9 protein-coding genes are annotated in these 14,221 nt (G+C 43.6%); 4 read left to right on the forward strand and 5 right to left on the reverse strand.

The genetic code is table 11. From position 1 onward, the window contains the following. Positions 1-406 precede the first annotated feature (406 nt). From AB4160_RS07935 to AB4160_RS07950, 4 genes are all read left to right on the forward strand, one after another. Positions 407-1,861 carry a glycerophosphodiester phosphodiesterase family protein gene (locus AB4160_RS07935; protein ID WP_102438477.1) on the forward strand — a complete coding sequence of 485 codons (1,455 nt, stop codon included), beginning with the start codon at positions 407-409 and terminating at the stop codon, positions 1,859-1,861. Between the two features lie 72 nt (positions 1,862-1,933). Beyond that, positions 1,934-4,399 carry a hypothetical protein gene (locus AB4160_RS07940; protein WP_372004156.1) on the forward strand — a complete coding sequence of 822 codons (2,466 nt, stop codon included), beginning with the start codon at positions 1,934-1,936 and terminating at the stop codon, positions 4,397-4,399. 69 nt (positions 4,400-4,468) lie between these two features. Continuing rightward, on the forward strand, positions 4,469-6,361 hold the full coding sequence (locus AB4160_RS07945; RefSeq protein WP_372004158.1) for a hypothetical protein: 1,893 nt from the start codon (positions 4,469-4,471) through the stop codon (positions 6,359-6,361). 113 nt (positions 6,362-6,474) lie between these two features. Then, a complete protein-coding gene (locus AB4160_RS07950) occupies positions 6,475-7,317 on the forward strand; it encodes a 5-formyltetrahydrofolate cyclo-ligase (RefSeq protein WP_241900968.1) in 843 nt (280 codons plus the stop codon). Between the two features lie 98 nt (positions 7,318-7,415). Here the strand turns inward: AB4160_RS07950 and AB4160_RS07955 are convergent, their stop codons facing one another. From AB4160_RS07955 to AB4160_RS07975, 5 genes are all read right to left on the reverse strand, one after another. Further along, positions 7,416-8,708 (reverse strand): O-acetylhomoserine aminocarboxypropyltransferase/cysteine synthase family protein, encoded by a 1,293-nt coding sequence (locus AB4160_RS07955; RefSeq protein ID WP_102438582.1) that lies wholly within the window; start codon positions 8,706-8,708, stop codon positions 7,416-7,418. Positions 8,709-8,934: 226 nt separating this feature from the next. Then, the gene (folM, locus tag AB4160_RS07960; RefSeq protein WP_372004160.1) at positions 8,935-9,660 is read right to left on the reverse strand and encodes a dihydromonapterin reductase; all 726 of its coding nucleotides are present in this window, start codon (positions 9,658-9,660) and stop codon (positions 8,935-8,937) included. Positions 9,661-9,816: 156 nt separating this feature from the next. Further along, entirely contained in the window at positions 9,817-10,461 is a 645-nt protein-coding gene (folE, locus tag AB4160_RS07965; protein ID WP_102438485.1) for a GTP cyclohydrolase I FolE, read from the reverse strand. A gap of 41 nt (positions 10,462-10,502) precedes the next feature. After that, positions 10,503-10,859, reverse strand: a complete 357-nt coding sequence (gene folX / locus AB4160_RS07970; RefSeq protein ID WP_076539769.1) for a dihydroneopterin triphosphate 2'-epimerase — start codon at positions 10,857-10,859, stop codon at positions 10,503-10,505. Positions 10,860-11,111: 252 nt separating this feature from the next. Further along, positions 11,112-14,180 carry an efflux RND transporter permease subunit gene (locus AB4160_RS07975; protein WP_372004162.1) on the reverse strand — a complete coding sequence of 1,023 codons (3,069 nt, stop codon included), beginning with the start codon at positions 14,178-14,180 and terminating at the stop codon, positions 11,112-11,114. Positions 14,181-14,221 lie beyond the last annotated feature (41 nt).

A 14,221-nucleotide genomic window follows, 5' to 3' on the forward strand; every position in this document is an offset into this window, starting at 1 on the left:
CTTAACCATCCAAGACCTTAACCATCCAAGCCCTTAATCGTCCAAGACCTTAACCATCCAAGCCCTTAATCGTCCAAGCCCTTAACCATCCAAGCCCTTAATCGTCCAAGACCTTAACCATCCAAGCCCTTCTCAATCACAAGCTCGATATTTTGGCAAAGTCACTCATTTTTAAACAACATCTTCACGGTGTTTTTATGGCTAAAACTTATAATGGGTTGTCAATCATTCGCCAAACAGGCCCTAACGCTCCTACAAAAAATGTATCAAAACCAACTAAAGCCTCAGTAAAGTGAATCAAAAACTTCTTTGGGGCTGACACACTTGTTAAAGTTATGGTTATTATTGTCTTAACCTTTAGATTACGGTATAAAATAGCAAAATTAGCCAATTTATATAATGAGTTATGCCAAGCCGCCAGTTAAGTACCCTACTACTTTATTCTATTCTTTTTAGCTCATTTTTCATTCTTTCAGCTTGTAAATCGACTCCAGAGCCAGTGAAAACTGTGCATGTCACCCCTAAAAAACTGAGCCACTTGCCCTATGATGCTGCAACTCACGGCAAAGATATTGTCGATACTCAATTGGCCTTAGGCGATCGTAATTTATATCTTGCCAGTAACGGCAATATTAAGATGCTATCAAAAGCGCAATGCCAAATTGATATTTCAGCCCATCGTGGTGATTTTCGCCAGCCTGAAAGCAGTTACAATGCAATTTCTGCCGCACTTAACGATAACTTCAACAGTGTTGAAATTGATGTCATGTTGCTGGGCGATGGCACTTGGGTAAATCACCATGACAGCCAAACTGGCCGCGCCACTGTGCATTACACCGGTGAGCGTTTCAAACTGGAACGCATGAACCTTAAAGAGTTTAAACGGCTAAAACTGCGGGACAAGCATAATAACAATCTACTCAATGAGCGGCCGATCACAGCTAAAGAGTCCTTTAAAATATTCGCCGCCCAGCGACTGCCAAATCAAAAATTAAATGTAGAAATAAAGTCAAAAGCCAATGGCCAAAAATTGCTTGAGCTAGATAATATGCTCAGAAAGTACGTCGGCCACGAAGGCTATTACTTCTCATCGTCTGAGCAAGATACCTTAGTGAAATTGCGAGGCATAAACCCTATTGTTTACTTGGGCTTTGTCCAAGGTGGTCACCCTACCAGCATTGATATCTTGCGCAGCGACTTACGCAAAGGCGCAAGTAACGATGCTTACTATCTAGAAAATCACACTAATATTGAGCGCGCTAGCAATTATGGTACCAAACGATATCGCTCCCGTTATCAAGATCACACCAGCACTGATGCACTCAAAAAGCTAAGAGCAAAACTGGGTTACAACTCAGGGATCCACCTTGATATTCGCAGCTACATGCAAAACTCTGGGGTAAAACAACGCGCTCAGCGACTAGGAATGAAAGTGTATAGCTATTCACTTAATGGCACGGATTATCATCAGTCACAGTTGCTCAAACTGAGTAAAAATAATCTGCCTGATGGTGTCATTGTCGATGCCACGCCTTACAAGATCTGTCAGCAGTTGTTTAATGCCGCCGTGCCAGCGCAGCGCTATCAAGCAGTGACAGATTTAGGTCAATACATTGTCTCACTGCCAGTAGATGCTGACTTTGATCGCTTTAAAGAAATGCTCGGCTACCAGCATGAAGGTTACTATTTATCATTAACCTCCGGCCTTAAATCCATCTATAGCGCGAAAGCTAAAGTGGTGCCAGCCAGCACGCCTACGCCGTTATTGGAGCATGGTTTTCCCACTATCACCGATGAAAAAATTGATACCCATACAGGTGACAGCATCATCTTAACCTTGCCAAGCAGCAATGCTAAATAACTAAAACTGAAACGAGAACTAGAACTAGAACTAGAACTAGAACTAGACCGATAACAACAATGATTAATAACAATGACCAATAACAATCATAGCCCCTTTGCTACCGATCTACTCAATAGCGCCCCGACACAACAAAAAATGCAAGCGGCTGAGCAAGCGTTAAATAAGGTTAAATCAAAGCAGCATTCAGCGCAGGCTAAAGCCAAGCATCAGCAGCAACGTGAAGCGCAAATAACCCAAATGGGCAAACCTTTTTGGTGGATGCTACTGATGTTCATTTGCTCAGTGGTGTATTTATTTCCTGAAGCCGTTTTTAATGCCGCCTTAACCGATGTCGCCGGTGGCCGTAATGCCAGCGAAGATGAATTGCACGCCATTGAGTTATTTGGTCGCACCATCAGTGGTATAGGGGTGACGCTGCTGCTAGCAGACTTATTACTAAAGGGCCGCCGCGTTGCCAAAGTGTCGCGGGCATTGGGGTATTTTGCACTGATTGCACTGATAGTGTGGCCAACAGTTTTCTTTGGTCAAAAGTGGTTAGTGGATCATTTTATTATTGATACATCAAGCCCACAGGAGCGCCAACAAGCTTACTTATCACAGGTTCTACGCAGCGCGCTTATTGAAAAGTCTATTCAATTTGAAGGGATCCATTACGATCCCGATAGTGAACATAACGCCACCGAAAAAACCTTTCTGTCTGTATTTGGCGGCCTTGTGTATGCCGATGATAAGCTGGTCGATGATTTAGAACAGCAAAAACGGGCCATCATGGAAAAATTTGTCCGTGACCGCGCCATGTCGAATTTCGATCTGCACTATAGTGACTACGATAGTTTTCGCCTGCGCCTACAAGATAGCTATAAAGAGTACGCTCAAGGTTCTAATGATTACAACCAAGCACTGGCCAGCTCGCCAGAGCGTTCCAATGAATATTGGCTAGACACCCAAAACCAAGTTAAACAAGGCTGGGAAAAATACCAAAAAGGGACTGATGCTTACGAAGCCCGCGTGGAGTCCCGTGCCCAACAAATCGCCCCAAAGGTGTATGACTATTTTGAGCGTCGTAATAAATGCGCCGACATGAAAAAAGGCAGCAGTCGCGATCGCTGTTTCGAGCGTTTACAAACCGGTTATGACCAAGAAATCGCCAAATACGGTATTGGCTATATTCCCCCTGATGATTGGCTAAAGCGAGAAGAGATTTCGACCTCGGAAAATGTCGGTAATTCAATTATTAGCGGGGTAATGACCTTAGGCCTATTTACCGCAATGCAAGCCGTTGATGCTGCTATGGGCGGCGATGCCGGTTTTAAAGATCATAGAATGATATTCACTAACGATGTAAATCATTACAAAAGCGTGCTGATGGTAAAAATGGAGCCAGATTTTGTCAAAGAATCTGGCGGTTATCCATTAGGGATATCAAGCATACATGAGTTCAGGCACCATGAAATAACCAGTGCTAAAGTCAACGCCAGATTAAAACAAAAAGGCCTAATGTTACCAAGCACTTGGGTTATGGCTGACAGAGTGAGTTTTGATAATGCTGTCAGTAAAAAAGTGCGCCAACAAGCGGATGCCAAATGGCGTGCAGCCATGAAGAAGCAAGGCAATGATATGCCGCCTAATTTAAGCTGGCAGCAGTTTCAGCAACAGGGCGATATTCAGCGCCGCATAGCAGCTAAAATGGCAGAACTGTATGTGAACCCAACCCTTGCTGATTGGAATAATCGTGAGTTTAAGCAGCGCATCATTCAGCCTAATATTCAGCGCAAAACCACCGAGTATCTTAATGTACTTGAAGCTCAGCAAGCTGAGTTTGCTGACGGCGGTGCATTTGAATCAAGCGGTAAGTCAGCCCTAAGAGCAACGATTATTCCGCCTATTTCCATGTCAATTAGCTTGGCGTTGGTGTTGCTAACCGTGTTAAAGCTACCCATGAAAGCATTTGAGTTAGTACAAGCAAAGCGCGCCTCAAACGCCGAGGCCCGCCCTACAAAGCCCTATATAAAACCGGCTATTTCAGCGGGGATATTAGTGGCTATTTTTGTGGTGCCACTGTCGCTAGGCGGTAATCATTACACCGCTAATGGCTCAGCGCTGCACTACTTTTTTGAGCAAATGAAAAAAAATGACTCTGCCAGCATTTCTTATGCGCTTAAGTGGCTATTGGTCACTCAGCCTATGGTGCAACCAATTGGCACAGCCATTGATCAAAGCCTGTTTATCACCCAGGGATTTAATGCCATCAGTGAGCCAATTCACCGCTTTGATCAAGCGATTATGTCGCCATTAACTGTCACAAAAAAACCATCGCAGTCAGCGCAAGCACATGCGCCGCTTTTACCTTTAACCATTAAAACCAATGTTAACAATGCCAAGGTGGCAGTGATGAATATAAAGCCCAAATACCAAGCGGGAATGAAACTGCCTGCCGGTGGTTACGACATTAAAGTCAGCGCTCCAGGCCATAACTCGGTGCGGCAGTGGGTCTACCTCAAAAATGATGAGACCACTTTCAACATTAAGCTTTAACAGCATAGTTAACGTTAACTGATAACATAATTTTTAGTCTTTCACGCATTGATTAACAGGACATATTACGTGAGTAAATTAGAACAATTTCAAGATTTTATCCGCTCAAACGGTAAAGAGCTAACGGGGGTAAATGTCCCTGTGGTATTAAGTGATGAAAGCGCCAAAACCACCAATGTTAAATTTCATTTTGGTTGGACAATTGAAATTGGGGTAACCAAACACGAACATGGTGGCTATTGTCCATCAGGCATACAGTCAGGAAGCTCATCGCAAGCGTGTGATTGTGCCCACAATAAAGCCAAAGAGTATGTCAGTGGTCAAAATGGATTTTTTAATGAGACCTTTAAAAAAATCTTAACCGCTGATGTCGCCAAAAACTTTATCATTAAAGATACCAATCTAGGTTCAGCACCTGATAGTTATGTGGGTGAAGATATTTGCCATATCTGTAATGGCCGCGGCAAATGTTCATGCTCATCGTGTAATGGCAATGGCTCAACATCATGTACATCTTGTAGCGGCAGCGGCCGTCATCATGTGACTAGGCAAGATCACAATAACCGCACCGTTTACACCACAGAGTCGTGTTCATCATGTTATGGCAGCGGGACAAAAACCTGTTACACCTGTAATGGCTCAGGTCAAGTCACCTGTAAAACTTGTGATGGCGGCGGATATTTATATTACAGCTACACCATTGATGGCGATGCAAAACGATCAACTAAATGGTTTATCAACAGCCCCGATTATCACCAGTGGATAACAGATTACGTTACCAATGCGGGCTTTAATATTATTAACAACATCAGTGACGTGAATGAAATTGACGTTACTGAAGCCCTAAATGGCTGTACGTTCATCTATGGTTTTACTGCCAACCTACCGACCCTACAATATACCGCGACCATAGATAACACCGATACCACCCTGTGCTTTGCAGGTACCAACAATGTGACTCACAATGCCGGTGGCGTATATGACCCAGCAGTGTGGAAAAATGCCAAAAAGTTAGCCGCCGGAGACAAAGACGATGATAAGAAAGCCTTAGCGATTCCGGCCATTAAAAATATTATTGAAGCCCATGAAACCAAAACAAAAATTGCCTTACTGACTGAAAACTGGGTATCAAAAGATATCAAAGAGGCGGTCATCAGCAACTACCAAAGCTTGGTATCTCAACTTAAAAAAGATAACAATCAGGGTTTTGCATGGCAGTTGGTCAAAGGCGTTGTCAATTGGGGACTAATTTTAGCTATGGTAGCTATGTGTTTTGCCATGCTAGCACCTGAAATGATTTATGATGCTGAGTATCGCTCGGGGCTGCTAAGTCATTATCAATTTTTTATTGATTTACTGTTAGCGAGGTTCGGCCTTTATGGACTCCCCACTTGGTCAAACTACCCTATCGTCCTTGCATGGTTTTGGGGATTATATGTCGCTATTCCTAAACTGTATTGGAAGCAAATTAGTCAGCCCAAACGGCTAGGGTTAACTGTACTTTCTGGCTATGTAGTATCGTACTTTTTACTGAACCTTGTTGCTATCCTGTTCACCCTTAGCCATTACCCTTTGCTCCCCACCAACATGTTAGTGGGTGGCGGGTTACTGCTGAGTTTATATTTGGTTTTTGCGGGCTTTTTTGGGCCTAAAAAGTGGTACTTCAAAATACTGGCAGGTTTGGCTGCTGTAGCTGGCGTCGCAGCGCTCCAATTCGGCTTAGAAACCGTAAGCTCTCAAGTGCAATTTATACCAGAGCACTATTCGAAATACTCGCGATACTTAGGCGCTGCACTGGATCCGGCTATTCAATATATGCCGTTTATTTATATTGAGATAGCAGTATTAGCGGTTGCAACAGGGATTATCACCACCCGCAGACGATTCTGGATAAAGGCCAAAACCGCAGTATCTGAATACGACTGCGCCGTATTGCTTAAATCTTTAAAGCTGGACAAATAACTATCCATAAAGCGACTGGCTGGGGGATATTTTAGCCAGTCGCCCTTTTAAAATACCCTCGAACGCAGTACTCTAACCTTAATAGACATGGCAAGTATGGAGTACCGCCAATAATGAGTATGACCCGCTTAATGACCAATGCCATTTCGGTCGAACCTTCACCAGCTCGCACTCCAACTATCAATATTACTTATTTCTCTTCTATCAATAAGTCTGCAAATACCATAACGCAAAGCAATAAACACCATATTGGTGCGCATCAAACCCTGAGTATTGTGGCAGATGATAATCAACATCTTGATATTGATAACCTGAGCCATCAAGACCAAGGTTTTGAATTGAGCGATCAAGAACGTTACGCCTTATTTGATAGCCAAGGTATGAACCGTGACTTTATTCGCCGGCATATTCGTCAAGAACGTAAAAGTTATACCCAAGCAGAACAGCACCAGCTTTCGTTAATTGCCTGCCGCCATATGCTGGCAGAAATACAGCAAAAAAATGCCCAAACAGTGGCTCTGTACATCAGCCATGACGGAGAACTGGCAACACAAAAATTAATAGAAGCCCTTTGGCACATCGGGGTAAAAACCTACTTACCTCGCATTCACCCATTTAGCAAAGGTAACTTGTTGTTTTTGCATTACCATGCCGAATCAAAAATGGTATTCAATCAATATGGTATCGCTGAGCCTGCGTTGTCGGTGCAAGATATTATCCCAGTAAACAAACTGGATATGATTGTCACTCCACTGGTTGCGTTTGATGACAAGGGCAATCGCATGGGCATGGGCGGTGGCTATTACGATCGCACTTTGTGCCAAGTGATTGATGGGAAACCATTAGCAGTGGGCTTTGCCCACGACTGCCAGCAAGTGAGCCAACTCCCAGTAGAATATTGGGATGTGCCGCTACCAATAATTATCACCCCTACAAGGCGCATATCCTGTATATAAACCATTAATATGTCAGCAATTAACATGCAAAAAAAGCCCATCACGACAATATCATGATGGGCTTAATATTAGGCTGAGAACTCATTAAAACACTGGCGTTAACTCACCGCTTTATCTAACGCTTGGCTGATATCGGCAATAATGTCATCGATATGCTCAATGCCCACCGAAATACGTACTAAATCTTCTGATACCCCAGCTTTAGCTAATTCTGCGCTGTCTAACTGACGATGTGTAGTACTGGCAGGGTGACAAGCCAGTGACTTTGCATCGCCAATATTCACTAATCGCAGCACCATTTGCAGCGCATCAATAAATTTACCACCAGCCACTTTACCCGCCTGTGCATCGGCTGCTTTTATACCAAAACTGATAATGCCTGAGGCTTTACCGCCGGTGATTTTTTTACATGTCGCGTTAAATGGGCTATCAGCTAACGCAGCGTAGTTTACCCAGCTTACATTAGGGTGTTGCTGTAAATACTCGGCTAACGCTAGGGCATTACTGCAATGGCGTTCCATGCGCAGACTTAAAGTTTCAAGCCCTTGGAGTAATAAGAACGCACTTTGGGGTGATAAAGCTGCGCCGGTGTTTCTTAGGGGCACGACCCGGCAGCGGCCAATATAGGCAGCGGGGCCAAAGGCTTCGGTGTACACCACGCCGTGATAAGACGGATCGGGTTGATTTAAAATCGCAAAGCGGTCTTTATTGGCGACCCAATCAAATTTACCTGAATCAATGATCACCCCGCCAATAGTGGTGCCATGGCCGCCAATGTATTTGGTCAGTGAGTGGATCACAATATCTGCGCCATGATCAAAAGCTCGGCATAACACTGGCGTTGCCACAGTATTATCGACAATTAACGGCACCCCATGCTTATGGGCAATGTCGGCCAAGCGTTGTAAATCGACCACGTTACCCGCTGGATTGCCGATGGACTCACAAAACAACGCTTTGGTTTTATCATCAATTAGCGCATCTAAGCCGTCAAAGTCATCATAGGCCGCCATGCGTACATCAACCCCTTGGCGGGGCAATGTATGGGCGAATAAGTTATAAGTACCGCCATATAACTGGCTAGTGCTAACAATATTATCGCCTACTTGGGTGAGCGCCTGTATCGCATAGGTGATGGCCGCCATACCTGATGCCACCGCTAAGGCACCAATGCCGCCTTCGATGGCGGCTAAGCGCTGCTCAAGCACGTTAGTGGTTGGGTTCATGATGCGGGTATAGATGTTACCAGCCACTTTTAAATCGAATAAATCGGCACCATGCTGGGTATCATCAAAGGTGTAAGACGTGGTTTGGTAAATCGGCACTGCTGCGGCCTTGGTGGTCGCTTCCGACTCGTAGCCATAATGTAATGCCAGTGATTCCAGTTTCATGTTTTCTGCCGTCATAATGCCTTCCTTTACCTTAAGATATTCAAATTGGGCCATCTACCAAAAAGTTGTTTGCCGGATAAACTTTCGAATTAATATCCGGATAAAAAACAACCAAAAACCAGTGGTACTCCACACTAACAATAAGACGTCTAGATGTCTATTTAAAATATTCAGCCATTAAAAAGGGAGCCGTAGCTCCCCTATATAAACTCAATAGCAAACACAGTTAGGCTAAGTGACGGCCACCATCCACCGCAAAACTGCGACCAGTGACGTATTGACTGCTTGTCAGGTAATCAACTAATTCAATGATCTCAGGGTTACCCGCCTCTTTAGGCAGTATGGCTTTGGCTAGCGCTTTTGCTTTGTAGGCCTCATCGTCGCCTTCATTAAACAAAATCATCGCAGGGGCAATGGAATTGACTTTCACCATAGGCGCAAGTTTACTCGCAAATGACAGGGTTAAATTGTGCATTGCCGCTTTACTGGCCGCATAGGCAATATGCTTTTTACTGCCTTTTTCTGCCACGTAATCGGTAATATGAATAATATTAGCACTGCCAATATTGCCACTTGCTGAAGCGATTAATTTGTCGGCCAGAGCCAAGTTTATTTGATAAGGCGCACTGACGTGAATATTCATCATTCGGTTCATAATATCGGCAGCGCTCATGCCCGGCTTGGTTTTATCGTTATGCCAGTCAGATGCATTATGAATGATGCAATGAAGCTCGTCATGGGTGTCATTAATGCGCGCTAACATATCGTCTATTTCAGCAGGAATGCACAAATCACATTGATAAAGGTCGGCACCTAATTCAGCTAATTCATCAATAGAGGGGTAATGGGTTCTAAAGGTGCCGATGACCTTCATGCCTTTAGCGAGAAAGTCCTTTGCTAAGGCGTAACCAATACGTTTGCCGACGCCAGTAATGAAAATAGTTTGCTTCATTGCAGTTCTCTTATGATGATTTTTATTGAAAATAAGAAGTGTTAGAAAAGGTCATTAATGCAGTCGTTTATCATTGCAATTAATCATAAGCAATTAATAATAGCCTCATTGACTCGAAATTAATGACCTTTAAAGTATGATTCAAGCTAAAGCCGATTAGCTGTTAGCAAAGAATTCAGCTCTTGAGGCAGGGTTAGCTTTAAAGCAGCCGCCTAGTGCGGAGGTTTTGGTATAGGATTGAGTATCCATAATGCCTCGGGATTTAACGCAGTAATGGGTGGCATTGATACTAATGGCAACATCGTCGGTTTCAAGCAAGGTTTGCAGTGCCACCAGCACTTGCTGGGTGAGTCGCTCTTGTACTTGAGGTCGCTGGGCAAAAAATTTCACTATGCGGTTAATTTTAGATAAACCAATAATTTTGCGCCCCGGCACATAAGCAACATTGGCAACACCATCGATGGTAATAAAGTGATGTTCACAGGTACTAACCACGCTAATATCACTGACTTTAACCATTTCATCTACGCCCATTTTATTGTCAATTTGGGTGACTTTAGGGAAGTGGTTGTAATCAAGCCCAGAGAAGATTTCATTAACATACATTTTGGCGATTCGATGAGGGGTTTCACATAAGCTGTCATCGGTTAAATCAAGTCCAAGGGTAGAGATAACTTCTGTCATCAATCCTTGAATGCGAGCCACTTTTTGCTCGTTAGTCATGTCATTTTCAACGACTGGGGTTTCAAGACCTCGCTCAATCAGTACTTGCTGTACTTTACGTGCTTCTTCAGAAATCATGTGTTTTCCTTATGGCAACTCGTGCCAAATTAAAACTCACTTTATTTTCGCTGCTCTAATGATAATGAAACAGAGTCGGCAAAACGTAATGCGTGTGGTTTGTCGATTGTCACCCGCGACATGGTAATGGAAGGATGCTCACTGCAAATTGCCAGCACATCAGCAACTAATTTTTCCAGTAATAAAAATCGACCTTCTTCAACATGTTGGATCACTTTCTTGGTGATTATCTTGTAGTTCAGCGCATCAGCGACATCATCAGTTTGAAAAGACTTATCGGCTGGGTACTGAATTTCAATATTAATAACAACATCTTGCTGCTTTTCTCGTTCATCAGGGTTAAAGCCGATGAAAGTACGTAAACGTAAATTAGTAACTTTAATAATTGCTTGGCTAATTGACATAGAAAGCCTCATTTTGAATACGCGTTTTTGGATACTGTTTTTGTATACCAATGCGCAATACGTGAATACATCTAGTAAAGATCAAATAAAAAAAGAGCCAACGTAAACTCTGCTGACTCTCCTATTTATAGCGATAAACAAACCATTATGCGAGTTTACGTGCTTGATAGCTTAGTTAACTTACCTTAATTAGTCAGCTTAAAGAAAATCAACTACCACAGGATTAACTTCAAGCTAGTTGGCTTACTAAAACTCTTTATAATTTCTATAACTTACCTTGAAGAAAATAAGGTAAAACACCGGCACTATGATTAATGTCAATATGGTTGCAACCCCAAGACCAAACATCACTACCGCCGCTAATGACTCAAAGAAGGCATCGGTCAATAGCGGTAGCACCCCTAAAATGGTGGTGATAGCAGCCATACAAACGGGTCTAACACGGCTAACGGTTGAGTTAAATACCGCTTCAAAGGTTTCGACGCCGTCATTAATCTCAGTGTTAATTTGATCCAGCAAGACAATACCGTTTTTAAGTAGCATACCCGATAAACTTAACATTCCCAGCAGCGCCATAAAGCTAAAGGGTTTATCTAAAATCAATAAGCCTGAGGTAATACCAATAATGGCCAGCGGCACACACGCCCAAATCACTAATGGTTTTCTCACTGAGTTAAACAAGAATACCGTGATTAAGAACATGAATAAAAAGCCCAGTGGCAAGGTGGCAAATAATGACTCTTGTGCATCATTGGATGATTCAAACTCACCGCCCCACTGCAGCTCATAACCCACAGGTAATTCTAGCGCTTCAATTTGTGGCTTAATTTGGGCAAACAATTGCGCCGGTAAAATATCATACTCAAAATCCGTATCGGCAAATACCGTTAAGGTACGTTTGCGATCCCGGCGTTGAATAATGGGATCTTCAAACCTAACCTCAAACCCATCAACCACTTGCTGCAGCGGTACAAAGGCAGACAGCGCAGGGCTCCAAATACGAACACTTTCAAGTGAGTCGATATCAATACGCTCATCTTCTGGTAAACGGCCAATGATTGGCAATAAGGTCGTCCCTTCGCGGTATACCCCTATTTGTAACCCTGTAAACGAAAACTTAATCGCTTCATCTACTTCACTTTTTACGATACCTAAACGTCTTGCTTGGGTTTCATTAAAGCGAGGCGCAATGTATTTCACCCGTTCACGCCAGTCATGACGCACGTTAACGGTTGCCGGTGTGGCCTGGAATATCTCCATCACTTGCGCTGCAATGCTTCTCAATACATCAGGGTCTGCACCGCTAATACGCGCTTCAATTTTAGCGTCTGTTGAAGGGCCGATTTCTAAGCGCTTAAACTTAAACTGCGTCTGCGGGTATTTAGCTTCGACTGCCCTTCTAAATTCAGTCATTACCTCACTAAGAGACTCAAAATCTTCGGTGCGAATAGCCATTTGCGCATAAGATGCGTAGTTTTTCTCTGGCGAGTAAGTCAGTAGAAAACGCGGAAAGCCTTTACCTATGCTCGAGCCAACAAACTCAACATTATCAAGCCCCATGGCGATGGACTCCATGCCCTCGACAATGCCCTGAGTTTCACGAATATCTGTGCCTTCTGGCATCCAGGCATCCACTAAGAAAATCGGCGTGGTAGAAGGCGGGAAAAACGATTGCTTAACGTAAGCAAAGCCATAAATCGAAATACAAAATGCCATCACCACGGCGATAACACTCACCCAGCGATGCTTCATACACCAATCGAGTAATACTTTGTAAAACACAAAAAAGGCACCACCGTAGGGATCTTTAAGCTCACCTTCCACTTTTTCAGCATCTTTTCCAAAAAATAACTGCGCAAAAAATGGTGTGATGGTAATGGCAGTAATCCAAGATAAAAACAGTGAAAACAGTAATACCCAGAATAAAGAGCCCGCAAATTCACCGGTAGCATCAGGTGATAAACCGATTGGCGCAAAGGCAGTAATAGCAATCACTGTCGCACCAAGTAATGGCCACATGGTTTGTTTTACAATGCTTTGAGCAGCTTCTAAAGTCGTTTGGCCCCGCTGCCTGCCGATTAATATGCCTTCAACGATAACAATGGCATTATCCACCAGCATCCCTAAGGCAATAATTAACGCCCCTAAGGATATTCGCTGCAGCTCAATCTCTGCTTGCAGCATCAACATGAAGGTGCCTAAACAGGTTAAGAACAAAATTAACCCAATTAAAATACCTGACTTAATGCCCATAAAGACCAGTAGCACGCCGATTACGATCACTACTGCGGCAATTAAGTTCCATACAAAGCTGCCCACTGAAGCATCTACTTCATTAGGCTGGTTATACATGGTTTCAATCATCATGCCCGCTGGGCGGACACTTTCAATACTGGCAAGCTTGGCGTCAATGGCTTTACCCACTTCAACCACATTCACCCCGGTTGAAAATGCGATGCCAATGTTGATCGCATTGTGCTGATTAAAGGTCAGTAGATTGGTGGGAATATTTTGAAAGCCCCGCGATACTGTGGCGACATCTTTTAAGTAAATAAGCTTATCGCCTTGGGTGCCTGGAATAATCAGCCCTTCTAACTCGCTAACAGACTTAAAGCCACCACTGGTACGGATTTTTAAGTTGTCACCGGCAACCTGAATGTTACCGGCATCAGACACCATATTTTGTGAGTTAAGCAGGTTACTCACTAAAGATGGGTCGATATTAGAACTGGCAGCTTTGTTAAGCGACATTTCAACGAAAACTTGTTCTTGTTGATTGCCTGCCAATGACACTTTACCCACACCTGGCACGAGCTCTAATTCACGTTTAACGTAATCGACGTAATCTAAAATATCGCGGTAACTGTAATCGCTACCGCTGACCATTAGCATCACCCCGTAAACATCACCAAAATCATCATTGACCATCGGGGCCTGAACCCCTGGCGGTAAGCTGGACGACATATCATTCACTTTTCGGCGCAGCTCATCCCAAATTTGTGGAAGCTCATCAGGGCCGTAGTTATTTTTCATGGTCACAGTAATTTGTGACATTCCCGATGTGCTTAATGACTTGAGAGTATCGATATAAGGCAATTCTTGAATGGCCTTTTCGATTGGGTAGGTCACTTCTTCCTCCACTTCCGTTGAGGTCGCCCCTGGGTACAGGGTGACAACTACCGCATCTTTAATGGTAAATGGTGGGTCTTCTAATTGGCCAAGGCCGGTAAATGACATTAAGCCGCCGATCAATAAGATCAGGGTAAACATCCAGCTAATGACGGTGTTTTTGACAAAGTAGCCTGCAATATTCATATGACACTTTCCTTTGTGTTAGCTGGAACGATTGTGAGTAA

Source organism: Shewanella sp. 10N.286.51.B8 (assembly GCF_041469325.1).
GTDB lineage: Bacteria > Pseudomonadota > Gammaproteobacteria > Enterobacterales > Shewanellaceae > Shewanella.

What these genes read in the sequence shown, in the direction of transcription:
- AB4160_RS07935 (WP_102438477.1), top strand. Translation starts at nt 407, where the DNA reads ATGCCAAGCCGCCAGTTAAGTACCCTACTACTTTATTCTATTCTTTTT.
- AB4160_RS07940 (WP_372004156.1), top strand. Translation starts at nt 1,934, where the DNA reads ATGACCAATAACAATCATAGCCCCTTTGCTACCGATCTACTCAATAGC.
- AB4160_RS07950 (WP_241900968.1), top strand. Translation starts at nt 6,475, where the DNA reads ATGAGTATGACCCGCTTAATGACCAATGCCATTTCGGTCGAACCTTCA.
- AB4160_RS07955 (WP_102438582.1), bottom strand. Translation starts at nt 8,708, where the DNA reads ATGAAACTGGAATCACTGGCATTACATTATGGCTACGAGTCGGAAGCG.
- folM (WP_372004160.1), bottom strand. Translation starts at nt 9,660, where the DNA reads ATGAAGCAAACTATTTTCATTACTGGCGTCGGCAAACGTATTGGTTAC.
- folE (WP_102438485.1), bottom strand. Translation starts at nt 10,461, where the DNA reads ATGATTTCTGAAGAAGCACGTAAAGTACAGCAAGTACTGATTGAGCGA.
- AB4160_RS07975 (WP_372004162.1), bottom strand. Translation starts at nt 14,180, where the DNA reads ATGAATATTGCAGGCTACTTTGTCAAAAACACCGTCATTAGCTGGATG.